Source organism: Salegentibacter maritimus (genome assembly GCF_016236915.1).
Classification (GTDB): Bacteria; Bacteroidota; Bacteroidia; order Flavobacteriales; family Flavobacteriaceae; genus Salegentibacter; species Salegentibacter maritimus.
Map to the genome: position 1 here is coordinate 1 of NZ_JAEHOK010000033.1, position 24,593 is coordinate 24,593.

Genomic DNA, 24,593 nt, shown 5'->3' on the forward strand with positions numbered 1-24,593 from the left:
TTCCTTTAGACTTGCAAGAGTAAAATTTGTGTAAATTAAGGATTAAAAAAGAGTAGGCTAACTATAACAAGTTCCAGTTAAAAGAGCTATATGCTGATTCAGTACCTACTCTTTCCCTAAATAGTAACTCAAATAGAAATTCGGGATTAAAAGCCCATTATTAAGGAATTGAGTCCTATTTAATTTAATCCATTCATAACTAAAACCAAAATTATGAAAAATTCATTGACTTTTGTAGGTATTGATATCAGTAAAAACACATTGGATATTTGTTCTATAAAAGGTGAGAAGAAACTGGCCAAACGTATTGATAACAACAAAAAAGCTATAAAAGTTTTTTTTAGTGGCTCAAAGCCACAAAGTTTAAAAGTCTGTATTGAGAATACGGGGCGATATGGCCGTAAGATTATTGAAGTCTTAACCTCTTTAAATATCGTTTTTTACGAAGTAAATCCTTTGCATTTACACAAAAGTATTGGACTCACCAGAGGAAAAGATGATATTATAGATGCCTTCCGTATTGCTAAATTCCTGGAAAAAAACCACACAGAACTCGAACCACATCAAAAACCAGAACCGGGAATAGAAAAGCTGAAAGCACTTATATCCCATAGGAACCTGTTAATTAAGCAAAGAGCCCAACTCAAAGCAAAAAACAAAGAAAACCTACTGATTGCAGATCTTGACTTGCCGCAACTGGAAGAGCACGGAGCTGAACTTATTCAATTACTAACTGAAAAAATAAAACAAACCGACAAATCAATAATTGAGGTTATTGAGCACAATAGTGTATTGAAGCACCAATACCATTTAATACGTGCTATTCCTGGAGTAGGTCCTATTTTATCGTGGAATATGTTGATTAAAACAAATGCATTTAAATCGATCACAAATCCTCGTAAATTTGCCTGTTATGCTGGAGTGGCGCCATTTTCAAAAAGTTCAGGAACTTCTGTTTTTGGTAGGGCATCGGTTTCTATCTATGCAGATAAAGGCATTAAGAAAATACTGCATTTAGCAGCCATGAGGGCGATCCAATTGCCTTCTGATTTAAAACAATATTACCATCGAAAGGTAAATGAAGGCAAAAACAAAATGAGCGTCTTAAATGCTGTAAGAAATAAGATCATTCATAGAATTTTTGCCATCATAAAAAATCAAAAAATATATAATAATAACTTGCAAGTGTCATAGAAATCAGCTTGACGAGAATAGACTTTTCAGACAGCCTCTTTTTTATGTACAAATATTTATAATAATTATATGTATTTCATTAAACTAAATCCCATATATGGCTCACTAGCAAGAAACCGGCTTAGTTAAAAATACTTTCATTTCTGGCAATACCGCCCGCTTCGAATTTATCTTCTCGGAAAGCTTAGTTATTAGGCATAGTTTTAATCTATCTCCCTCTTATTTTTCTTATCACTTCTTTCCAATTATAATTTTCTTTATTGGCATTGTTCCATTCCTCAACATAAGAAAGCATATCATCAAGTTTATTTTCATCAATCCATTTGCCATTTATAAAGACACCAGAAATTTTGCGGGTATTATTAATGTTCTTCAACGGATTTTTATCTAATAGAATTAAATCTGCAAACTTTCCTTTTTCGATTGTTCCAATTTTATCGTCAATTTCAAGCCATTCAGCGCCTAATCGGGTTGCAGAGGCTAAAGCTTCTTCATTAGTTAAGCCTGCCTCTACCAATAATTTAAGTTCGTCGTGAAGTGAAAACCCCCATACAATCCCAGAAGTTCCTGCATCCGTTCCTGTAACCATTGGAACACCTTCCTTTTTAAAAGCCTTAACTACTTTAACATGAAAGTCTACGAGCTTATCGAAGTAAGCAATACGTTTGGCATTTGTACCCTGGTAATACTGATTGGATTCAATCCATTTACTCTGCATAAGCGGGTGGACAAACTTAAAACTTTTAAGGTTTAATACACTATCAAGCGAACGTGCTTGTTTTGCTATATAAACAAGATTGGATAAATTAGGAATTAACCAAGTACCATTTTTTTTAGCCAAACGTGCATACTCTTGTGCTTTTTCAAAGCTGAATTCTTCCGTTTGTTTTGATAATTCCTCTGCGTGTGCGATTAACCCAAAGTGAGGAACAAAAAAATCCTCGGCAGGTTTTCCTTCAAATGCGGCAGGAACGTGACCCACAACTTTGATTCCCTGTTTCTCTGCTTCATCAATAATAGCTTTATAGGTCTCAATATTCAATTGAGAATATACTTTTATAAACTCATAACCTTCACCTTTTGCAAGTCTAACGGTTTGTCTTCCGTCAGATGGTGTTGTAGCAGTCATATTTGCATTACTCCCGTCTATTAATGCCGCCAAAGCAATTCTTGGACCTACCACATCTCCTCTTAAAATTTCGTTTCGTTGCCCAATATGTTCTGCTCTTGCACTTAACTCGAATACAGTAGTAACTCCGTTTGCTACGTAGAGTGTCATAAAATTTTGTGTATCAAAGTGTATTGCAGGACCTTTTGTAGGATAAGACTTATACGGCCCATCCGCTAGATTATGAACGTGCATATCAATAAATCCGGGAATGAGCCATTTATCGGTTCCATCAATAATTATTGCGTTCGTTGGAATAGAATCATTAATGGATTGTATTCTTTTATTTTGGATTACAACTGTTGCATTTTCCATGACTTTATTATTATTAGTCATTGGAATCACATTCACATTCTTTATAACATAAGATGCTTTTTCCTGTTGATTGTTTTCTAAATTTAAATTGTTCTGAGCGTTCAAATTGAAGCTGATAACTGCAAACAGTGTTAGAAGTTTTAAGTATTTCATTTTTTATTTTGATTGATGATGTACTCTAAAAGACAGAAAGTCTCATTTTTTGTTACAGTTTCTAGTCTAAATCACACCAAACTAATTAAACTATAATGCAAGGCGTTGCCATTAGATCGCCAGGGTTTGAAAACTCATTTACTTTCTTAAATTTCTAGTGCATACTCGGCTTTCATAACAAAATAACTATTCAATTTCGTTTGCTAAAAACTCAACTTCTATGTTATTAAAAACCTGTCCAGATACCATCCAACATTAAAGTTTCTCCAGTAGAAATTTCCCTAAATGTCGCTAAAAAACTTGCTTCATTTTTTCTGAGAAAAACAGTATAATTAGAAGTTAGTTTACTTTTTTGGTTAAGGTAATAAGTGCTTTCTATATCATAAGAGAAAGGAAAAGACAACTCTTCTTGAGTTAAAGGCATTTTAATTTTACTATTTAGGTAACTATACTCTTCAGATAATAAGCTTAACTCTTTTGGGATAGAGACTTGAATTTCGGAAAACTCAATTTCCGTAAATATTAAAGAGTCATTAAATTTAAATTTTGAGCTGCCTTGTAAATTTTCTATTATAATGAAGGTCAACGCCAATCTATCCCAATTCTACCCGGTTTGTAGTAAAATATAGCTACAACCTGCTTGTAATTGAAAATAAACCAGACTGTTTTTTAATAGCTTACTTTACATACATTTTAAAATAAAACCTCATCAATTTTCTTTAAAACACTTTTAGAAGGAATGCTACGAATGGCATTTTCATAACCTTCTGGAAATTTATTCCCGTAAACGGAAGTTGGAATCTTCGGGAATTTCTCCAAATCAGGAAGTAAACTATTTTCGGGGGCTTGGTTAAAGGGGGCAAAACCGGCATAGGGATGTGTTACGCCCCAAAGGCTAATAACCGGAATTCCATACATAGCAGCCATATGGGCATTTCCGCTATCCATAGCAAGCATAGCATCAAGATTGGTAATAAGTGCCAATTCTTCGGCCAAAGTTAATTTGCCGGCAATACTAAGGGTATTTTTAAATTTTTTGGCCCAGCTTTCCAATTTTTCCTCTTCTGCAGCCCCACCACCAAATAATAAAACCTTGATTTTTGAATTTTCACTTAGTTCTCTTAAAACCTCTTCCATTAAATCGTTCGGATAGGCTTTTGATGCATGTTGTGCAAAAGGGGCTATTCCCAACCACTTTTTAGAATCGTTGCCCAGCAGCTTCCTTATTTTTTCTGAAAGCTTTTTCTTTTCCGGAAATTGATGTTGCTTTAGATCTAAAGGATAGCCCAAAGCTTCAAATACATCGGCATAGCGTTGTATGGTGGGTTTTAATTGTTTAAAAACCTTATTGTTTTCACGGGTAAGTGCTTTCTTTTCGCTTCGGCCTTTATCAATTTGCTTCACTGGGATTCCAAACAAATAGAACACAGATTTCAGCACATTGCTTCGTAAAACATTATGCAAATCGGCTACTTTATCAATTCCGGAATCCCTAAGTTCTTTTGCCAGCCGGGCCAATCCAATCACCCCACTATGCACTCCTTTAATATCGGCTTTATAAACCGAAACCCGGGGGATTCCCTCAAACATTGGTTTAAAAAAGCCCCGGGTTAAAACGCTAATTTTTAAATTGGGATACGTGGCTGTTAAAACTCGCAAAACGGGCACGGTCATGGCTACATCGCCCATAGCCGATAAACGAATCACCAGAATATGCGCTGCTTCGTTTGAAGAAACGGAAGAAAAGTCTTTAGGATTTTGGTGATTTTCTGCCATTATTATCGAATGATTAAGAAGCTGTCTGAAAAGGTTTTAAAACCGTCATCTTGAATTTATTTCAAAATCTAAAGTGTTGATAATTAAAAACATGTTAGAAGCTGAAACAAGTTCAGCTTGACAAGAATAGACTTTTCAAATAGCCTCCTTTGTTTTGGCCAATAAACTGGCTTATTTCCCTCTTAAAACAGGGTTTAACTCATCGTCGTTATACATTTTCATCTGTTTGTAGACTTTCATATATTTTCTCCCGGCGGCAATATCTTCCAGCAATTGGTTTATGGCCAAAGAAAGATCTACACGTTGCTCCAGTAGCACATCAAGCTTCGCTTTACACTTCATTTGGTGCTCTTGCGAGGCATCTTCCCGGTTAGCCTCTTCATCCATATGGTAAATTTTCAAAGCTAAAATAGAGAGCCTGTCTATGGCCCAGGCCGGACTTTCAGAGTTAATGGTAGCATTTTTTTCTGGCGTAACTTCTTTAAATTTTTCCAGAAAATAACTATCAATATATTCTACGGTGTCGGTACGGTCCTGGTTAGAAGCGTCTATTTGGCGCTTTAAGTCCAAAGCATCAACCGGATCTATATGTTTATCGCGAATAATATCTTCATAATGCCATTGTACAGTATCTATCCAACATTTTCTGTACAATAAATGTTCTATTAATTCATTTTCGCTATCGTAAGGATTATTAAATGGCTGATCCACGCTATCTTTTTCGTGGTATTTTGCTATTACTTCCTGAAAAATCTTATTTGCTTTATCTGAAAACATAAATTATTTTTTTTCTAAAATGTGTAGATATTCTTTAGTGTTATTGGCTTTATGATTCCGGTTTTCGATTTTATCGGCTTTAAAGCGCCTATAATTTCTAGTGGCCAAACCATAATCTCCAAAACGGCTCATTATTTCTTTTATTTCTTCTGAAGGCATTAATCCCTCATTATTATAACTGAAAAATTTATACCTAAACTTCGCTTGCGCTATCAAATTGTAAAATGATTCTTTTTACAATAATTAGAGCGATAATAAACCCAAAGTCTGGTTTTACCTCCAGGTGCAAAGGTATCATATTTTACAATGGTATATAAGATATGATAATAAGTACCATATTGTGTTTTGTAGGGTGGGTATAAATATAGGATATACCCTACCCCCTCAATCTCTCTTATCTATTGATTGGTATCTTCTTGAATAACCCCGTGCAAATATGCTGTTATTTCAAAATCTGTTGGCTGCAGCTTTAATCCTTTTTATGCTGATTCCTTTCCTACTTTAAAAAAAATTTATACATCCAGGCCGTATTAGCCAATTTATCCAGTGAATTATATTGTTTCCGGAGACATCTATATTCGCATTGACGGCCTTTCTTATTTTACTTCTAGGTACCGGTAGATTCATTTAAAAAAGTAAGGGAATACACAATGGCATTAAGATAAGTAATGCCAGCAAGACTTCCCTAAATACTTTATCGCTTTTTTGATCAAAATAAATAGAAACAATAATACTAAGCGGTACAAAAAGGAAAATAAGCTCACTTCCATCTTTGGTGGGTGCAAAAATGGCTACCCCAACAGCTGTTAGCAAGCTAAGTAATACCAGGTTTAAAGAAGCTTTTACAGAGACACTTGCTTTATTCACTACCGAAAAGAATTGAACCAGTGACCAAAGCGCCAGGGCTAAAATTATACTTATTGGAATAAGAATTTTAGGATCCTGATAATTTGAATAGTCAAAATAATTCCACTGAAACCACTCTCCAAGCGTATAAAATTGATCGTAGGCTATAATATGAAAACTTTGGGTCAATAAAGTGACCGTTAGGGCTGCAATAGGCGGAATTAGCCAATTTTTAGCTTTAGGCAAATAATAGATAATTCCTGCGTAGACTACCACCAAAAACAAAATAGCCCAGAAATAAAAAAGGGAGGCGATACATATCCAAAAGGTAGCATCAAAGATTTTTCGTTGTACCACTTTTTTAGTTTGTAAACTAATAACCCTTCTCAAGGCAAAAAGCACACATAAATTTGCGAAAATAACCTGATGGTTCTTTAAAAGACTAAAAAAAGAAGCCGAAAATATCGCGAAAAATAAAATTTTATACGCACTACGTTGAGTAAGTTCGTTCTTTTTAGCGATAAAATTTAGTATAAAAACACTCAGAATAAGGCATACTAAAACTACAAATTTCTCCAGAAAAATAAGTAGCTCAAAATCTAAAAACCACGATCTAAAATTTGCGATCGTAAAAAACAGGATCAAAAAAAGAGTGATCACTATACCATTTACAGGTTTTGATTTACCAAAAAAGCTTGTTAGCATTGTGGTTTTTTATATTTTTGTATCCTTAAAGGCAACAAAGTTAGTTATTGTAACGTCTACAGAGACATTTTAATATAACTTTGCAGTAAATTGAACTTAAATTCATTTAAAATGTTAACAGATATATTTGAAGGGATCGCCTACTTGTTTGAGGAGATATTATTTATTCCTTTTGACTTTTTTAGAGACCTGGAATTAGATTCCTGGTGGGCTGCTAATGCCCTAAACTTTATTTTCGTTATAATTTGCTTCGCGGCTATTGTTTATTGGATGAAACAGCTAAAACATTATAACGAAATTCAAGACGACGATTACGATCCAACTGCACATTCGTTTTTAGGATAAATCAAATCCAAGATCTTTTCTATAATACATCTTATCAAAATGTAGTTTAGCTGCATTTTGATAAGATTTTTTTAGTGCTTCTTTATAATCTTTCCCAAATGAAGTTACGGCAATAACCCGGCCACCACTAGTTACAACTTTACCTGATTCATTTTTGGTTCCAGCGTGAAATACAATAGAGCCCTCTACATTATCAAAACCGGTAATCTCTTTAGATTTTTCATAAGCTTCAGGATAGCCTCCAGATACTAACATAACTGTAGTTGCCGCACGTTCATCTACCTCTAAACTTGCTTCGTTTAGTTTTCCTTCAGAAAGCTTTTCAAAGATTTCAACGAGATCAGATTTTATTCTTGGTAATACCACTTCTGTTTCAGGATCTCCCATACGCACATTATATTCTATCACGTAAGGTTCATTGTTCACTTTTATAAGCCCTATAAAGATAAAGCCCTTATAATCTATATTTTCTTCCTGAAGTCCGTTTACAGTAGGTTTTACAATGCGCTCTTCAATCTTTTGCATCAAATCATCATCAACAAAAGGAACCGGCGAAATAGCACCCATTCCTCCGGTATTTAAACCGGTATCCCCTTCCCCAATTCTTTTATAATCCTTGGCCGTTGGCATAATTTTATAGTTTTTACCATCGGTAAGAACAAAAACGCTTAATTCAATACCATCTAAAAACTCTTCAATCACTACTTTCTCGCTTGCGGCTCCAAATTTATTATCGGCCAGCATATTTTGGAGTTCCTGTTTGGCTTCTTCAAGCTCGTTTAAAATTAAAACCCCTTTTCCGCCCGCAAGGCCATCAGCTTTTAAAACATAGGGTGGTTTTAAAGTTTCCAGAAACTTTTTTCCTGCTTCCAGGCTTTCTTTAGTAAAACTCTCATAGGAGGCGGTAGGTATTTTATGCATGGCCATAAACTCCTTGGCACGTTCCTTACTTCCTTCTAAAAGGGCACCACGCTTAGAGGGGCCAATCACTTTAACCTGTTTTAAAGCAGAGTCTTCTGCAAAAAAATCGGTAATACCTGCAACCAGTGGATCTTCAGGACCTACCACCAGCATTTCAATTTTTTCCTGAAGCACAAAGTCTTTAATTGCTTCAAAATCGGTTACTTTAAGATCTATATTCTTAGCTATCTCGGCGGTTCCTGCGTTCCCCGGAGCTACAAAAAGTTGAGAACAATTTGGGCTCTGTGCCAATTTATATGCAAAAGTGTGTTCGCGCCCGCCCGCGCCTAGAATTAATATTTTCATCCTGAAGTGATTTTAGTTATGGCTTCAAAAATAATTGTTTGTAAATTGAAGCACCAATTATTTTTGATAAAAAAGATTTTTTGCCCTTGGACTGGTTTAAACTTTCTCTACAATTGAATAAATTCCCCATAGACCGGGCACAAAAAACATTGGAAAAAATACAAGCTATCCCCGAAGAACACTACGAAACTTATCTTTTAGAAAAGCAACGGGAAATTGTTGATTATCACTTAAAAAACAATAGCTTTTATAAAGATTTTTTTGGAAGAGAGAGTTTTTCTACCTGGGAGAACGTACCGGTAATGACCAAAACCGATTTGCAACAAAAATTAGAAAACCGACTTACTAAAGGCTTTACAAAATATACAGCATATATTGGTAAAACCTCCGGTAGTAGTGGGACGCCCTTTATTTTTGCCAAAGATAAGTTTACCCATGCCTTGAGTTGGGCAGGGTTTCAAAACAGGTATCAGTGGCACGGTATAGACCTCAACAAATCCTTGCAGGCCAGATTTTACGGTATTCCCTTAGATTTATACGGAAACATTCAGGAGCGCATTAAAGACCGAATTAGTTTACGGCGCAGATTTCCCATATTTGATCTTAGTGAACAAAAAATGGAGAAATTTTTAAAGCGATTTCAAAAGTCAAATTTTAGCTATATTAATGGCTATACCAGTGCTGTATTGCTTTTTGCCAGGTTTATGGTAACGAAAAACCTGGTTTTAAAAGAGGTTTGTCCAAACCTAAAGCTCTGTATAGTAACCTCTGAACGCTTGTTTAAAAAAGACAGGGAATTAATGCAAGCCGCATTTGGGGTTCCGGTAGTAAACGAATATGGTGCCAGTGAAGTAGGCCTTATTGCTTTTGAAGACCAGAACAACGAATGGATTGTGAATTCTGAAGATCTATTTGTGGAAATACTTGATGAAGAAAATAAATCGGTGCCTTCAGGGACCGAAGGAAACATAGTAATTACCTCACTTTACAACAAAGCACATCCCATTATTCGCTATAAAATTGGAGATACAGGCATACTTTCGGTTAAAAGCACAGCAAAAAAGCCAATTTTAGAAAAATTAATTGGCCGAACCAACGATATCGCCAAACTCCCTAATGGCAAAGTGGTACCGGGACTCACCTTTTATTATGTAACAAAAAGCATTATTGAAGATACCGGAAACATCAAAGAATTTATCGTAAAACAAATTACCCCCGATTCTTTTAGCATTGAATATGTGAGCCAGGAAGTTTTTTCCAAAGATCAGCAGCAAAAAGTAATACAGGCTATTGAAACCTACGTAGGCAAAAACCTTCAGGTAAATTTTGAGCGAAAAAGTATCCTGAAGCGAAATAAAAGCGGGAAATTAAAACAGTTTATTTCAGAATTGTAATTTTTACCGCCACGAATTCAATTATTTTTCTAAAAAATGCCCTAAAATAATCCTGACAGCTTTCAGGACTGGAAGGTGTACATCATTTAAGCTTCTTTACTTGTTTAGTTTTTACAAAAAAATGCTCTTTTAAAAATACCAGCATACAAAAACTGCTTTTAAAAAAATTGTAACCTAATACTTTATGGTAGATATAAAAATTATATTTCAGCATTTGTGGTTTGTCCCCGGAAATAGATCCTTTTCTTACCCGGTATTTCGCTAAACACTGTTGAATTCCCATAGCCCGGCCAGATCGTTTAACCGCTTCCAGCCAAAGTGCCCAATCCTGTCTTTTTCTAATTTCGGGAGCATAAATTTTCCCTAACTTTTTAACATTGTAAATTCCGGTAAGATTGCCCAGGTAATTTGATTTTAGCAGTTTTTGATAACTCAAAACAGGAAGGGCCTCAATTATTTTATTTAATGAGTTTCCGCCTTCATCTATTTGCAAATAACTGGAGAAACAAACCAGTGCATCCTTCTGTTGCATTACTCTAAGCTGTATTTCCAGCTTTTTTGGTTTCCATTGGTCATCTGCATCCAAAAAGGCAATAAAATCTCCCTGCGCAGCTTTAATGCCTTTATTTCTACTTATTCCGGTACCTAAATTTTGTTGATTTCGAAATATTTTAATTCGGGGGTCTTGCTTTGCCAGCGTTTCAATTTTAGAAAAAGTGGTATCGGTAGAAGCATCGTCTACAATAAACAATTCCCAATTAGAATAGGTTTGAGAAATAACCGACGCTACGGCGGTTTCAATAAAATTTTCCGCATTAAAGGCAGGCATAATTATTGAAACCAGGGGATTTTTCATACTTGAATTTAACGTCTTATATGTCCTGAAAAATCTTTGTGTTCGCTTTTCTCGAGCTCTTCAGCACTAAGGCTTTTAAAATAATTATAGGTAATTTTCATTCCCTCGCTTCTGGCAACTTTTGGTTCCCAGCCTAAAATCTCTTTCGCTTTGCTAATATCGGGCTGTCTTTTTAGTGGGTCGTCTTCGGGCAATTCTTTGTATACAATTTGTTGGTTAGTACCGGTAAGCTTTAGAATTTCTTCTGCAAAATCTTTAATGGTAATTTCATCAGGGTTTCCAATATTCACCGGATCGGAATAATCGCTTAGCAGCAATCTATAAATTCCTTCAATTTGATCGTCTACATAGCAAAAAGAACGCGTTTGCAAGCCATCACCAAAAATAGTGAGATCTTCACCGCGAAGCGCCTGGCCAATAAACGCGGGAATTACCCGCCCATCGTTTAAACGCATCCTGGGGCCGTAGGTATTAAAAATCCTCGCAATTCTGGTTTCCAAACCGTGAAAACGATGATAAGCCATGGTAATAGATTCCTGGAAACGCTTTGCTTCATCATATACTCCACGTGGGCCAATGGTATTTACATTGCCATAATATGTTTCACTTTGGGGATGCACCTGGGGATCGCCATAAACTTCAGAAGTAGAGGCAATGAGAATACGGGCATTTTTTTCCTTAGCCAAACCAAGGCAATGCCAGGTTCCCACCGAACCTACTTTTAAGGTTTGAATTGGAATCTTTAGATAATCTATTGGGCTGGCAGGAGAAGCAAAATGCAGAATATAATCTAATTCGCCGGGCACATGAACAAATTTGGTAATATCGTGATGGAAAAACTCAAAATTATCCAGCTTAAAAAGATGTTCAATATTCTTAAGATCTCCGGTAATAAGGTTATCCATTCCAATTACATGGTAGCCCTCTTTTATAAATCTGTCGCATAAATGGGAGCCTAAAAAGCCTGCCGCGCCGGTTATAAGTATTCTTTTCGCCATTTGATAAGATTTAAGTTCAAATTAATGAAATTCTAGCAGATTTATATCTTAATTAGGTTTTTAAGACTCACTTTCCAGTCTAAAATAGGTATTGAAAACACTTGTTGCAATTTTGTTTTATCTAACACACTATAATTAGGCCTTGCGGCTATGGTTTTAAAATTATTGCTCTTGTTTAAAACTATTTCTTCTGAATTTCCTGTAAGTTCCAAAATTTCTTTTGCAAAATCGTACCAGGTAGCCTGTCCCAAATTGCTAAAGTGATATAACCCGAAATTCTTATTTTCTGAAGCGATTATCTCCAACACTAACCCGGCCAAATCATTTGCATTTGTTGGGGTTCCGGTTTGGGAAGTAGTGATATTAAGCTCGGCCTTTTCGTCTATTTTTCTCCCAATGGTTTTATAAAAATTATGCCCAAATTCTGAATACAACCAGGAAGTCCTAAAAATAAAATGCTCTTTTAAGATTTCTGCAATTAAAATCTCTCCCTTTAGTTTGGAGGCCCCGTAAACATTAATGGGATTGGTTTTATCTGTTTCCTTATAAGGCTTTTCAGCTTTACCATCGAACACATAATCGGTAGAAAAATGAACCAGTTTTGCCTGGTTAGCTACACAAAGCTCAGCCAGGTTCTTAGAAGCTTCAGCATTAATTTTAAAGGCTTTTTCTTCTTCGGCTTCGGCTTTTTCAACATTGGTGTAAGCGGCGCAGTTAATTACCCAATGGGGTTTAACTTCAGCAAATAGCTTAACTAATTTAGATTTATCGGTAATATCGGCTTCCGAAGAAGATTTAAATATAAAGTTACATTCAGTATAATCTCCCGAAATCTTTTTAAAACAAGCTCCTAATTGACCATTGGCACCGGTTATGAGAATATTCTTCATTAAAAAACCTCTTTTAAAAACGGCTGTTTTAAATCTTTATCTGAAATAATCATTTCTTCCTCCGGAAATTCCCAATCTATCGCCAAATCGGGATCTTTATAAATAATCCCGGCCTCAGAACCCGGCATATAATATTGATCGCATTTATAAGCAAAAACCGAAGTTTCTGAAAGGGTAACAAAACCGTGACCAAAGCCTTTGGGGATATAGAGTTGATATAAATTCTCGTGATCCAAAATAATTTTAAAGCTCTGTTTAAAAGTGGGGGATTCTGGCCTTAAATCTACTACCACATCCAAAACTTTCCCATAAATTACACGAACCAATTTGGTTTGGGCAAATTCCCCGGTTTGGTAATGTATTCCGCGTAAAACGCCTTTTTTAGAAATAGATTGATTATCCTGAACAAACTCCTTTTCTATCCCGGTTAATTCTATAAACTTTTTTTTGTGGTAACTTTCTAAAAAGAGTCCTCTTTTATCCCTAAAAATTTCGGGTTTTATGATAAAACAGTCTTTTAAAGGCGTTTCTTCAATTTTCATAAATTAGGATTTAAAGATTTGCTCAAGAATCTTTTCGGTGATTAAATAAGTGGGCTTTACACCTGTGGTTCCCAATCCTCCTGAAGCTAAGGTACTACCGGTTTCTAAAGGATTATCTGAAGCATAATAAGCATATCTCACCTTTACATCGTTACGAATACTACCCCGTAATTTCGAAGCCGCCTGAATGGCTTTTTGATAGTGAGCCCCCTCCATTTCCAATCCGCTTACGTTCCAGGTAGAATCGTGGAAAAATTTAAGGATATCCCTGTTTTGAAGAGAGGTACCCAAAACCGTAATCATTGCACCATCTACAACCGCAATATCGTTTTCTTGAAGATCGGTACGACTAAGTTCGTTTTTAAACGGGTAGTTATCTGCAGTACCTTCAAACAAATGGGCAGAAGGAATCATAATATCGCCTTTTCCACCTTCTAGAATCCCGGCTTTTCCCATAATTGAGATAGACTCTACATTCATTTTAATCTCGTTACCTTCAAAATTATAAGGTTTCAGCAACTCATCCATGGTTTCATAAGCCTGCTCTCCAAAGGCATAATCCATCACAATAATAACCGGTGCTTCTTCTTCAGTTTTGATATCCCACGAGCCGTATTTCCCATTTAATTTAGCGGTATCAAAGATTTGCACGTCAATATTGGTTCCGCTCTTGTCTTCCAAAAAGCTCATGCCAGTCTCTAAAGCAACCTTCATAACTTTACTTCGCAAATTACCATTGGCACTATCGCTAAGGGCTTCATAAATTTCCAGCGGCTTTTTCTTTTTAAGCTCTGTTTTTAAGGCCGAAGGAGTGTAAAGCGTGTTCATAACACTATGCATATTTGCACTAATAATGTGCAATGGGCGGTGCATTAAATTCTCTTTTATAAGATGCTGTTTAATATTATCGGCCCAAATCTCTCCGTGAATATGATGCCCTAAACGCTCTCGCAATACAGGGCTAAAAGTTATAATTCGCTTATTGTTATTAACGGTTTCGGCAATAGCGAGTTTTCCTAACCAGTAAATTATATTTAAAAAGCGTTCTGTATTTCCCGGAAGGGAGAATTTTGGATAGATTTCCTGGACTTCATAAAAAGTTCTACCTAAAATATTTGCGGTATGGGTTAACGCAATTTCCCGTTCTGTTTGGTCTAAAGGCTCTTCCTGTAGCACCGCCTTTTCCAGCTTTTGCCAGTCTCGGGTAACACTGCCTTCTTCATCTATAATTACGCGACGCATTATTTTATGAGATTCTATAAAAAGAAAAGTAAGGTGCGTAAGAATATCATAAATCTCAGAACGGCCGCGGGTTATTTCAATATTCATTTGCTCATCATCTATCCTGTAGCAGTTACGCCGGCGTTTAGGAGGAACAATGGGCTTAAAATGCGAATTACCATAACCTTCATCACTGGTAAGGTTTATAAACCTACACTCTTCAATTCCTTTTGGCAATCTATCTATTACATACAATAATCCGCTTAACTCAGCTTTATCATCGGCAATAGAACCGTAAATTTCGGGGCGAAGAATAAGTAAAGATTCCCTTAAAGTTTCACCGGAAACGCCCATAGGTTTATAAAAACCGCGATTAAAAAGATGACGCATGGTTATATACATACGTTCTATAGCGTGTGTACTTTCTTGAGCACGGGTACGGCCCAGTAATTTAAGATTTATCATTTTTTATGCTTTTATAATTTTTTCCAGGACTTCGGCGATTTTACGATCGTTGGCCAGGCGCGGCAATTTATTTTGTCCGCCAAGTTTGCCAATAGACTTCATATACTGCTGAAAACCATTCTGTGGAACTTTTGTTATTTTTAATGGCTGAAGAATCTTCCCTTCTATGAGATCAAAATAATAAGAATTTTGCTGTTGAAGGCTTTTATCCAGGATTTCTCTGAATTTCAACAAATCTTCAGGCTCTTTTTCAAACTCTATAAACCATTCGTGATAAGGCAATTCCTTAGCTTCGGGGGTAATTTGCGGGGCTACGGTAAACTCACTTATTTGGGCATTTGTAGCTAAAGTAGCTTCCTGAATCGCTTCTTCAACCTCTTTGGCAATCACGTGTTCCCCAAAAGCCGAAATAAAATGTTTTATTCTTCCCGAAACAATAACCCGGTAGGGTTTAGTGCTGGTAAATTGTACAGTATCTCCAATATTATAGGCCCAAAGACCAGCATTGGTAGAAACCAGCATCACGTAATTAACGCCTGTTTTCACTTCGCCTATACTAAGTCTTTTAGGGTTTTCGTCAAAAAATTCATCGGCTTTTATAAACTCGTAGAACATTCCCGAATTGAGCTGCAGCAACATTCCTTTTTCGCTTTGTTTATCCTGAAAAGCAAAAAATCCTTCTGAAGCGGGATATAGCTCTATGCTATCTACCTTTCTCCCAATAAGCTTTTCAAATTTAGAGCGATAAGGTTCATAATTTACCCCGCCATAAATAAACAGGTCAAAATTAGGAAACAACTCTCCTACTTTTTTTCCGGTTTTCTGCTGAAGTCTTTCAAAATACATTTGTACCCAGGATGGAATACCGCTAATTACGCTCATATTCTCGTTCCTGGTTTCTTCTACAATAGCATCAACTTTCTTTTCCCAATCATCTATACAGTTAGTTTCCCAACTTGGCATTCGGTTTTTCTGAAGGTAGGAAGGTACGTAATGCGCTACTATGCCTGACAAACGACCAAGTTTCACCCCATTTTTCTCTTGCATTTCGGGGCTTCCCTGAAGAAAGATCATTTTCCCGTCTACAAATTTAGCGTTTCCGGTTTCGGCGATATAACATAAAATTGCATTTCGGGCAGCATTAATATGCGAAGGCATAGAATCTTTGGTAAGCGGAATATATTTTGCACCGCTGGTTGTACCCGATGTTTTCGCATAATATAAAGGTTTGCCCGGCCATAAAATATCGGGTTCGCCCGCCACCATTTTATCTACATAAAAACGCAATTCTTCATAATCACGAACCGGCACTTTTTTGGCAAAATCGCTATAAGATTTAATATTCTTAAAATCGTGATCTTTACCAAATTTGGTGTCTTTGGCCTTCTCTATTAAATCCTGAAATATTTTTTCTTGGGTGGCCTCAGGTTTAGAAGCCCAATTATCTATTTGTTTGCGAATAGTTTTAGCGAAAATCTTGGCTCCAAACGATTTTAAAGACATAGGTTTTTTTAAAATTAAATGGCGTAATTCTACTTCTATAATAGACTTAGCATCACAAAGGTCGTGATTTATTAGTCAAAATCAATATAATCTGTAGGGTCTACAGGCACCGCTTCGTTCCAAAGTTCAAAATGCAAATGTGGGCCGGTAGTATATTCTCCGGTAGAACCGGCAGTGGCAATTACCTCTCCCCTTCTCACATTTTCGCCCTGTTCTTTAGACAAAGAAGCATTATGCTTGTATACAGACAGCAAACCGTATTCGTGTTTAATAATTATTACGTAACCGGTTTCTGTAGTCCATTCAGAAAAAATTACCCGGCCATCGGCTACAGACTTAACCGGTGTGTTTTTAGCCACCACAATATCTACGGCAAAATGCTTTTCTTTGGCATCATATTCTTCCGAAATTGTTCCTTTAACCGGTGGAAACAGTGAAAAATCTATATTATCTGTGGCCGATGGCAAAACATTGTATTTGTCTTCCTGTAAAACTTCTTCCCGCAAAAGGGAATCGGCCCGGGATGGCTCTATGGGTTCAATCTCCTGCCCCATTATAGGGTTTTCTATAAGAGAATCTCTACTAAGACTGGAAGTATCGGCTTTCCCCGTTAGCACATCCTTTATGGAATTTAAGTATTGATTATTAAGTTTTAAAACCTGTTGTAGGGAATCTGACTCATAAGCTAATTGAGAAGCCTGTTGTTTTAACTCTGCAGAAGAATAGCCCGGTATATACTCTTTAAGCGGTGTAAAAGCTATAATATAGGTTGTGGCAGCAATAAGAATTATAGCACTTAGCGTAATGCTTACAAAAACATTCAGCCGGGTTAATTTAAAAGAAAGTTTCTCCTCAAATGTATCTTCATTTATTATAATCATTCGATACTTATGAAGCAACTTCCTGGTTATTTTTTTTCTATTTTTTTTTTCGGTCATAATTCACGTACAAAGATAATTTAAGTGCACCAATCTTCTCTAAAAACTTATTTCAATCCTAAATATACTATTTACAGAAGCTTGTTTTTGACTTTAAGATGCTTAAAAATTAAGTTTTACCTTCAAGTATAACTTAAATTTAAGCTATAATAGCGTTGTAATTATTTAATTCTTGTTAAGTTTGTAATATCAAAATCATATATTATGAATGCATTTATTTTACCATTAGCCATTGGTGCCCCACAAATTATCTTAATTGTTGTGGTAATTTTGCTTCTTTTTGGAGGTCGAAAAATTCCTGAATTGATGAGAGGATTAGGTAGTGGAATTAAAGAATTTAAAGACGCTTCTAAAGATGAAGATGGCGAAAACAAAGTTCCTTCTGATGACAAAAATTTTTCTAACGAGAAAAAATAAACAAAGATCTACCTTATAAAAAAAGCCCGAACAATTTAGTTTGGGCTTTTTTATTGTTTTTTTATGCTCTATTCAATATCTGCAGATTGTAGAATAGCATCCAGCTCAAACATATTATCTCTTTTACCCCTTGAAGGTGAAAAAACAAATCCTTCTACCACTAAGAACCGATTGTTGGCTTCGTCTTTAATAGCATAATTTAAGAATGGGCCAGCCATAAATGCTCCTTTTACTTCCCAGGTTCCACGGGTTTCATAAGCAAATTTACCATCAATCTCGGTTTCGAATAGATAAGGTGCGTAGGCGGCCTCTGTTATCATATGGGTACCTTTGGTAGGCCCCGGAATATGGGCTTTTCCAATAGAATCCCGCATTTTTATAATATTTCCAATAGTATTGGTATCGGCTTCAATTTGATTAATTGGCACCTCGTAGATAAGGATTTCCATATTCCCTTTTGGAATTTCCTTTCGTATCCACACAAAATTATCTTCTTCAAGTGCATATCGATAAGCTGATGGGAAATTGAGTGATAAACCAAACTTTTCTTCGAGCTTTCCATCCTTTTTTAGAGACTTGCCTATTCGGCGTTGTTTCTCTTTCATTTCAGTCTCCTTAAAGGCCGAAACTAATTTTTTGGAGCTTTCATTAATTACATGAATAAGTTCTTCTTCGTTTTCACCCGAGATGATTACCCCGGTTTGTGGGCGGGCATACAAATCTTTAACTATTCTGGCCTCAGCCTTATCGCCTTCCTGAACAGAGATAAAAGACCTATTTCTGCGTACAAAACCACTAAAAGTCTCTGGCGGGATTTGGCTTATAGAAAACATGGGCTCTTCTTGTGGGAGACCCTCTACGGCGGCTGCATAATTATCTCTTATAGCTTCACCAACCTTACCTTCCCAAAGTTCATTCTCTATAATTAAGGTGATTTGATTTATATTTCCCGAGGAATCTGATAAGATTCGTTCTTCTTTTTTATCTCCATTTTCATTACAGGAGATTAGAAAAACTATACTGAATAGAAGAAATAATGTTTTTTTCATTGTTTTTAGTTTGGTTTGAAATGATTAGCCCTTAGAAAGTTTAAGTTTCATACCGGGTTTTAGGCTGTTAGTTCCCATATCATTCCAAGACCTCAAATTCTGTACCGTAACTCCCGGAAATTTTCTGGAAATGCTCCAAAGTGAATCTCCTTTTCTAACTGTATAGGTTTTGGCAGCTTTGTTTTGGCTATTTCCGGCAGAAGCATTTTGGCTGGTTACACCGGGCTTTCTGGGGTAAATAGTAAGATACTGCCCAATTCTAATATTATTGCCCCTAAGGTCGTTCCAACGCTTAATACTGCTTACCCCTACTCCATATCTTTCTGCAATTCTTCCTAAATAATCTCCACTTTTTACCCGGTACCTAATCTTATTTTCAGCTTTTACATATTCAGGAAGGGCTTTTTCTTTCTTTTCCAGCTCTTCTTTGGCAAAGTTATAGATGGCCGCCTCATTGCTTACAAAAGCACCGCTGGCAGTGGCAGGAAGTCTTATCATATAATCTTCACCTTCTATAAAAGGAATTACATCTAATTTATAGCTTGGGTTTAGAAACTGAAGCATCTCTTCTTCTACTCCGGTAACTTTAGAGATTTGTTCAAACGTAATTAATTGTTTTGCCTTAATTGTATCGGTTTCAAAAAAAGCGATTTCGGGGGCCGGGGGTTGAAAATTATGCTCGTTGGCATATTCAAAAAGATAAAGGGTAGCTAAAAAGGCAGGAACATAACCGGCAGTTTCCCTTGGTAAAAACCTTCTTAATTCCCAGTAATTATTAGATCCGCCGCTTCTACGAATTGCTTTTGAAACATTTCCGGGACCAGAATTATAAGAAGCCAATACCAAATCCCAATCTTCAAAAGTGCGGTATAGGTTTGCCAGATATTCTGCAGCGGCCTGGGTAGACTTCTGCGGATCCATACGCTCATCTACATAACTGCTAACATCCAAACCATGGGCTTTCCCGGTTCTATACATAAACTGCCAAAGCCCCGTAGCCCCTACCCAGGATTTTGCCCTTGGGTTTAAAGCAGACTCTACAATGGCCAGGTATTTAATTTCTAACGGAATATCATATCTATCCAATTGTTGCTCAAACATTGGAAAATAATATTCGCTTAACGCCATAAGGCGTTCCATAGCTTTCTTGTTCCGCTTTAAGTAAGAATTTATAACATTCTCCAAAACCGGATGGTATTGGACATTAAAAGGGGTACGCGCATTTAATTTGGCCAGCCTGGCCTTTAAAGTATCGGTGGGAAGTTCTTTATTTACGTGTTTTTCATACTCCTGTTCCCTAATGCTTTTATACATAGAGTTAAAAAGATCTGAATTGGTAAGCTGGGCCCGCCAAACAGAATCAATTTCGGCTGCACGAGGTAAATCTTGCAGCGATACCGCCGAAGAGTCCCTAATTACAGCCGAAATTGGTAATTTATCCCTGAATTCAGGGTCTGGATGAGCAAGAATAATTTCACTACTATCAACTTTTTGAAAGATCTGTACTCTAAAATTAGCTTTCTCTACCTGCTTTTTTTGGTTTTCTTCCTGCGCGTACAAGCTAATTCCAAAAAGTAATACAAGTGATAAAATTATATGCTTAACCATAATATTCAAGATTTTAAAAAGAACGTAAAATAGAACTATTTAGTACGTTTATTCTCCAATTGCCTGGATACCCGGCAGGGATTTTCCTTCTAACATTTCTAACATAGCTCCACCACCGGTAGAAACATAACTTACCTTTTCGTCGAAACCAAATTTCTTAACGGCTGCAACAGAATCTCCACCTCCAACTAAAGAAAAGGCTCCGTTTTTAGTTGCTTCAGCGATTGAATCTCCCAGGGCTATGGTTCCTTTTGAAAATTTATCCATTTCAAATACCCCTAATGGGCCATTCCAAAGAATAATTTTCGATTTCTGTACTACAGCATCAAAGTTCTTAATGCTCTCAGGGCCCGCATCCAGTCCCATCCAGCCATCTGGAATTTCGTTTATCTTACTCACATCGGTAGAGGCCTGTTCAGAAAAGCTATCGGCAATAATAGCATCTACCGGAAGGTGCACTTCTACATTTTTAGCTTTTGCCTGCTTAAGTATTTGCAAAGCTAATTCCTGTTTATCTTCTTCTACCAAAGAGTTTCCAATTTTACCGCCATTGGCAAGAATAAAAGTATAAGCCATTCCGCCTCCAATAATAAGATGATCTACTTTATCAAGAATATTCTCGATTACCGTAATTTTAGAAGAAACTTTAGCACCTCCTAATACCGCTGTGACCGGTTTTTCATCACTATGAAGCACCTTATCCAGGTTTTTTATCTCTTTTTCCAATAGGTAACCAAAGCATTTGTTGTCAAAATACTTTGCTACAATAGTAGTTGAAGCATGAGCACGGTGAGCAGTACCAAAAGCATCGTTTACATAAATATCGCCCAGTTTAGAAAGCTGCTCTGCAAAGTTTTCGTCTCCCGCTTTTTCTTCTTTATGGAATCTAAGGTTTTCTAATAAAAGTATTTCACCGGGTTTTAAATTATCGGCAGCGGCCTGAGCTTCTTCTCCAACACAATTATTCACAAATTTTGGCTCTACCCCAATAACTTCTGAAACTTTACTTACAATATTCTTTAAAGAATATTTTTCTTCCTGGCCTTCGGGCCTTCCTAAATGAGACATTAAAACTACGCTTCCACCATCTTCTAATACCTTAATAATAGTTGGTTTTGCAGCTTCAATCCTATTTGCATCGGTTACCTTTAAATCTTTATCTAACGGGACATTAAAATCTACTCTTATTAATGCTTGTTTATCTTTAAAATTAAAATCGTTTAAAGTCTTCATTTTCAAATTCTTTTTTTTACCAAATTATCTGGTTAGGTTGATTAACATTAAGTACAGTGTACTTTCAATAAGCCTGTACTATTTACAAATATAAATTTTTCCAAAGACATTAAAGTGTATATAAATTTTATATTTGCTTATGCTTTTTGAAGAAATAATAGGTTTACAGCATTTAAAGAAACATCTTACTACTACAGCCGATAATGGACGTGTGCCTCATGCGCAGTTATTTGTAGGAAAAACCGGTAGTGGCACTTTACCACTTGCCATTGCTTATGCACAATACATACTTTGTAAAAATAAGGAAGGTAGCAATAGTACCGGAAATAGTAATTGCAACGAACGCTTTAAAAAACTTGCACATCCAGATCTTCATTTTGCTTTTCCGGTTGCTGCCAATCAAAAAATAAAAAAACATCCGGTTTCTTCACATTTTTTAGAAGAATGGCGGGAATTTGTAAATACAAATCCTTACGGAAGCTTATTTGAATGGTACCAAAAACTGGGAATTGAAAATAAGCAGGGCCAAATTGGGGTAGATGAAGCCCAGGAAGTGGTTAAATCTCTTTCTTTAAAGGCCTATGAAGGCGGATTTAAAATAATGATTATTTGGATGGCCGAAAAGATGAATACAGCAGCGGCCAATAAATTGCTTAAATTAATTGAAGAACCGCCAAATAATACGCTTTTTCTGTTAATAACTGAAGACGAGGAACAAATTATACAAACCATTAGGTCCCGATGTCAAAAATTGCATTTTCCCCCTTTACCTGAAGATGAAATTGCCTCGTTTCTAGAAAAAAATGAAAACTGTAGTAAACCTGCGGCTTTAAAAATTGCACACCAGGCCAATGGGAGTTATACCCGTGCTTTACATTTATTACAAAAAGATAGTAGCGATCAGCAATTTGAAACCTGGTTTATAAATTGGGTGCGTAGTGCTTTTAAAGCAAAAGGAAATAGAGCTACGGTTTTAGAACTTATTGCCTGGAGCGAAGAAATTGCGGCAATGGGTCGTGAATCACAAAAAAGCTTTTTACTCTATTGTATAGACTTTTTTAGACAGGCCTTAATGCTAAATTACAAAGCCGAAAAACTGGTATATCTGGAGCCGGAGACGCCGGGCTTTAAACTGGAAAAATTCGCTCCTTTTGTGCACGGCAACAATATTAAAGATATTATTACCGCTTTGGAAGAAGCCATTTATCACATAGAAAGAAACGGAAATGCAAAAATAATACTTACCGATCTATCTATTAGATTAACCAGATATTTACATAAAAAAGCCGCTTAACAATATGGAAAACCTTTACGCAAATATTACCGAAATACTTATTCTATTATTTATTCTAATTACTTTTTTACAATCTGGGATAGATAAAGCCAGCGATTGGAAAGGAAATACCGGTTGGTTAAAAGAACATTTTTCAGGAACCTTTCTTGCGGGCCAGGTCCCTTTGATGGTAGGAATAATTATGATTATTGAAATAATTACCGGTTTTGCGGCCATTCTGGGAGCCATTTGGCTAATAGCCTATAACGACCCTACCATAGCGCTTTATTCGTGCATATTAGCCGCTATTACCCTTTTAATGCTATTATTTGGGCAAAGGGTTGCTAAAGATTATGCCGGTGCATTTACCATAACCGGATATTTTGTTGTGGTAATTTTTGGTGTTTTTTTAATGTCTTAAAATAGAAATAGGCCTGAGAAGTTTTCTAAACTCGTCATCCTGATTTCTATGACACTTGCAAGTTATTATTATATATTTTTTGATTTTTTATGATGGCAAAAATTCTATGAATGATCTTATTTCTTACAGCATTTAAGACGCTCATTTTGTTTTTGCCTTCATTTACCTTTCGATGGTAATATTGTTTTAAATCAGAAGGCAATTGGATCGCCCTCATGGCTGCTAAATGCAGTATTTTCTTAATGCCTTTATCTGCATAGATAGAAACCGATGCCCTACCAAAAACAGAAGTTCCTGAACTTTTTGAAAATGGCGCCACTCCAGCATAACAGGCAAATTTACGAGGATTTGTGATCGATTTAAATGCATTTGTTTTAATCAACATATTCCACGATAAAATAGGACCTACTCCAGGAATAGCACGTATTAAATGGTATTGGTGCTTCAATACACTATTGTGCTCAATAACCTCAATTATTGATTTGTCGGTTTGTTTTATTTTTTCAGTTAGTAATTGAATAAGTTCAGCTCCGTGCTCTTCCAGTTGCGGCAAGTCAAGATCTGCAATCAGTAGGTTTTCTTTGTTTTTTGCTTTGAGTTGGGCTCTTTGCTTAATTAACAGGTTCCTATGGGATATAAGTGCTTTCAGCTTTTCTATTCCCGGTTCTGGTTTTTGATGTGGTTCGAGTTCTGTGTGGTTTTTTTCCAGGAATTTAGCAATACGGAAGGCATCTATAATATCATCTTTTCCTCTGGTGAGTCCAATACTTTTGTGTAAATGCAAAGGATTTACTTCGTAAAAAACGATATTTAAAGAGGTTAAGACTTCAATAATCTTACGGCCATATCGCCCCGTATTCTCAATACAGACTTTTAAACTTTGTGGCTTTGAGCCACTAAAAAAAACTTTTATAGCTTTTTTGTTGTTATCAATACGTTTGGCCAGTTTCTTCTCACCTTTTATAGAACAAATATCCAATGTGTTTTTACTGATATCAATACCTACAAAAGTCAATGAATTTTTCATAATTTTGGTTTTAGTTATGAATGGATTAAATTAAATAGGACTCAATTCCTTAATAATGGGCTTTTAATCCCGAATTTCTATTTGAGTTACTATTTAGGGAAAGAGTAGGTACTGAATCAGCATATAGCTCTTTTAACTGGAACTTGTTATAGTTAGCCTACTCTTTTTTAATCCTTAATTTACACAAATTTTACTCTTGCAAGTCTAAAGGAA

Annotated in this window: 24 protein-coding genes; 6 read left to right on the plus strand and 18 right to left on the minus strand. The window is 36.1% G+C overall.

Features of this window, described 5'->3' with window-relative positions; all coding sequences use genetic code 11:
* Window positions 1–213 precede the first annotated feature (213 nt).
* Entirely contained in the window at window positions 214–1,194 is a 981-nt protein-coding gene (locus I6U49_RS15875) for an IS110 family RNA-guided transposase (RefSeq protein ID WP_198627550.1), read from the plus strand.
* A gap of 208 nt (window positions 1,195–1,402) precedes the next feature.
* Here the strand turns inward: I6U49_RS15875 and I6U49_RS15880 are convergent, their stop codons facing one another.
* From I6U49_RS15880 to I6U49_RS15905, 6 genes are all read right to left on the minus strand, one after another.
* Window positions 1,403–2,830, minus strand: a complete 1,428-nt coding sequence (locus I6U49_RS15880; protein WP_198629573.1) for an amidohydrolase family protein — start codon at window positions 2,828–2,830, stop codon at window positions 1,403–1,405.
* A 226-nt stretch (window positions 2,831–3,056) separates the two neighbouring features.
* Window positions 3,057–3,422 carry a hypothetical protein gene (locus tag I6U49_RS15885; protein WP_198629574.1) on the minus strand — a complete coding sequence of 122 codons (366 nt, stop codon included), beginning with the start codon at window positions 3,420–3,422 and terminating at the stop codon, window positions 3,057–3,059.
* A gap of 101 nt (window positions 3,423–3,523) precedes the next feature.
* Complete coding sequence (locus tag I6U49_RS15890; RefSeq protein WP_198629575.1) at window positions 3,524–4,606, minus strand: glycosyltransferase family 9 protein; 1,083 nt, start codon at window positions 4,604–4,606, stop codon at window positions 3,524–3,526.
* A gap of 171 nt (window positions 4,607–4,777) precedes the next feature.
* Window positions 4,778–5,383: a DUF4254 domain-containing protein gene (locus I6U49_RS15895; RefSeq protein WP_193712318.1), complete on the minus strand. Its 606-nt coding sequence runs from the start codon at window positions 5,381–5,383 to the stop codon at window positions 4,778–4,780.
* Window positions 5,384–5,386: 3 nt separating this feature from the next.
* The gene (locus I6U49_RS15900; RefSeq protein WP_198629576.1) at window positions 5,387–5,542 is read right to left on the minus strand and encodes a hypothetical protein; all 156 of its coding nucleotides are present in this window, start codon (window positions 5,540–5,542) and stop codon (window positions 5,387–5,389) included.
* A 468-nt stretch (window positions 5,543–6,010) separates the two neighbouring features.
* Window positions 6,011–6,934 carry a DUF6427 family protein gene (locus tag I6U49_RS15905; protein ID WP_198629577.1) on the minus strand — a complete coding sequence of 308 codons (924 nt, stop codon included), beginning with the start codon at window positions 6,932–6,934 and terminating at the stop codon, window positions 6,011–6,013.
* A 111-nt stretch (window positions 6,935–7,045) separates the two neighbouring features.
* Here I6U49_RS15905 and I6U49_RS15910 point away from each other — a divergent pair, with 111 nt between their 5' ends.
* On the plus strand, window positions 7,046–7,279 hold the full coding sequence (locus I6U49_RS15910) for a DUF6341 family protein (RefSeq protein ID WP_193712316.1): 234 nt from the start codon (window positions 7,046–7,048) through the stop codon (window positions 7,277–7,279).
* On the opposite strand, the gene purD is transcribed toward I6U49_RS15910, so the two are convergent.
* Window positions 7,271–8,545: a phosphoribosylamine--glycine ligase gene (gene purD, locus I6U49_RS15915; protein ID WP_198629578.1), complete on the minus strand. Its 1,275-nt coding sequence runs from the start codon at window positions 8,543–8,545 to the stop codon at window positions 7,271–7,273. The two genes, I6U49_RS15910 and purD, sit on opposite strands and share 9 nt — an antisense overlap.
* An 86-nt stretch (window positions 8,546–8,631) precedes the next feature.
* Here purD and I6U49_RS15920 point away from each other — a divergent pair, with 86 nt between their 5' ends.
* Window positions 8,632–9,939: a phenylacetate--CoA ligase family protein gene (locus I6U49_RS15920; protein ID WP_198629579.1), complete on the plus strand. Its 1,308-nt coding sequence runs from the start codon at window positions 8,632–8,634 to the stop codon at window positions 9,937–9,939.
* A gap of 82 nt (window positions 9,940–10,021) precedes the next feature.
* Here the strand turns inward: I6U49_RS15920 and I6U49_RS15925 are convergent, their stop codons facing one another.
* The 7 genes from I6U49_RS15925 to I6U49_RS15955 all read right to left on the minus strand — a co-directional run bounded on the left by I6U49_RS15925 (window position 10,022) and on the right by I6U49_RS15955 (window position 17,355).
* The gene (locus I6U49_RS15925) at window positions 10,022–10,795 is read right to left on the minus strand and encodes a glycosyltransferase family 2 protein (protein WP_198629580.1); all 774 of its coding nucleotides are present in this window, start codon (window positions 10,793–10,795) and stop codon (window positions 10,022–10,024) included.
* Between the two features lie 8 nt (window positions 10,796–10,803).
* A complete protein-coding gene (locus I6U49_RS15930; protein WP_198629581.1) occupies window positions 10,804–11,793 on the minus strand; it encodes a UDP-glucuronic acid decarboxylase family protein in 990 nt (329 codons plus the stop codon).
* A 41-nt stretch (window positions 11,794–11,834) separates the two neighbouring features.
* Window positions 11,835–12,683 (minus strand): dTDP-4-dehydrorhamnose reductase, encoded by an 849-nt coding sequence (rfbD, locus tag I6U49_RS15935; RefSeq protein ID WP_198629582.1) that lies wholly within the window; start codon window positions 12,681–12,683, stop codon window positions 11,835–11,837.
* A complete protein-coding gene (rfbC, locus tag I6U49_RS15940; protein WP_198629583.1) occupies window positions 12,683–13,225 on the minus strand; it encodes a dTDP-4-dehydrorhamnose 3,5-epimerase in 543 nt (180 codons plus the stop codon). Before rfbC ends, rfbD begins: the two co-directional genes overlap by 1 nt.
* 3 nt (window positions 13,226–13,228) lie before the next feature.
* A complete protein-coding gene (locus I6U49_RS15945) occupies window positions 13,229–14,911 on the minus strand; it encodes a DUF6909 family protein (RefSeq protein ID WP_198629584.1) in 1,683 nt (560 codons plus the stop codon).
* Window positions 14,912–14,914: 3 nt separating this feature from the next.
* Window positions 14,915–16,414 carry a GH3 auxin-responsive promoter family protein gene (locus tag I6U49_RS15950; RefSeq protein ID WP_193712308.1) on the minus strand — a complete coding sequence of 500 codons (1,500 nt, stop codon included), beginning with the start codon at window positions 16,412–16,414 and terminating at the stop codon, window positions 14,915–14,917.
* Between the two features lie 71 nt (window positions 16,415–16,485).
* Complete coding sequence (locus I6U49_RS15955; protein WP_198629589.1) at window positions 16,486–17,355, minus strand: M23 family metallopeptidase; 870 nt, start codon at window positions 17,353–17,355, stop codon at window positions 16,486–16,488.
* Window positions 17,356–17,556: 201 nt separating this feature from the next.
* Here I6U49_RS15955 and tatA point away from each other — a divergent pair, with 201 nt between their 5' ends.
* Complete coding sequence (gene tatA, locus I6U49_RS15960; protein ID WP_193712306.1) at window positions 17,557–17,769, plus strand: twin-arginine translocase TatA/TatE family subunit; 213 nt, start codon at window positions 17,557–17,559, stop codon at window positions 17,767–17,769.
* A 68-nt stretch (window positions 17,770–17,837) separates the two neighbouring features.
* Here tatA and I6U49_RS15965 read toward each other — a convergent pair whose 3' ends face one another.
* From I6U49_RS15965 to I6U49_RS15975, 3 genes are read right to left on the minus strand one after another with little or no spacing between them, the layout of a single operon-like run.
* Window positions 17,838–18,818 (minus strand): DUF4837 family protein, encoded by a 981-nt coding sequence (locus I6U49_RS15965; RefSeq protein ID WP_198629585.1) that lies wholly within the window; start codon window positions 18,816–18,818, stop codon window positions 17,838–17,840.
* 24 nt (window positions 18,819–18,842) lie between these two features.
* On the minus strand, window positions 18,843–20,426 hold the full coding sequence (locus I6U49_RS15970) for a lytic transglycosylase domain-containing protein (protein ID WP_198629586.1): 1,584 nt from the start codon (window positions 20,424–20,426) through the stop codon (window positions 18,843–18,845).
* A gap of 48 nt (window positions 20,427–20,474) precedes the next feature.
* On the minus strand, window positions 20,475–21,659 hold the full coding sequence (locus tag I6U49_RS15975) for a phosphoglycerate kinase (RefSeq protein WP_193712303.1): 1,185 nt from the start codon (window positions 21,657–21,659) through the stop codon (window positions 20,475–20,477).
* Window positions 21,660–21,798: 139 nt separating this feature from the next.
* Between I6U49_RS15975 and I6U49_RS15980 the strand changes: the two genes are divergently transcribed.
* A complete protein-coding gene (locus tag I6U49_RS15980) occupies window positions 21,799–22,953 on the plus strand; it encodes a DNA polymerase III subunit (RefSeq protein WP_198629587.1) in 1,155 nt (384 codons plus the stop codon).
* Window positions 22,954–22,957: 4 nt separating this feature from the next.
* The gene (locus I6U49_RS15985; protein WP_198629588.1) at window positions 22,958–23,353 is read left to right on the plus strand and encodes a DoxX family protein; all 396 of its coding nucleotides are present in this window, start codon (window positions 22,958–22,960) and stop codon (window positions 23,351–23,353) included.
* Window positions 23,354–23,399: 46 nt separating this feature from the next.
* Here the strand turns inward: I6U49_RS15985 and I6U49_RS15990 are convergent, their stop codons facing one another.
* Window positions 23,400–24,380 carry an IS110 family RNA-guided transposase gene (locus I6U49_RS15990; RefSeq protein WP_198627550.1) on the minus strand — a complete coding sequence of 327 codons (981 nt, stop codon included), beginning with the start codon at window positions 24,378–24,380 and terminating at the stop codon, window positions 23,400–23,402.
* Window positions 24,381–24,593 lie beyond the last annotated feature (213 nt).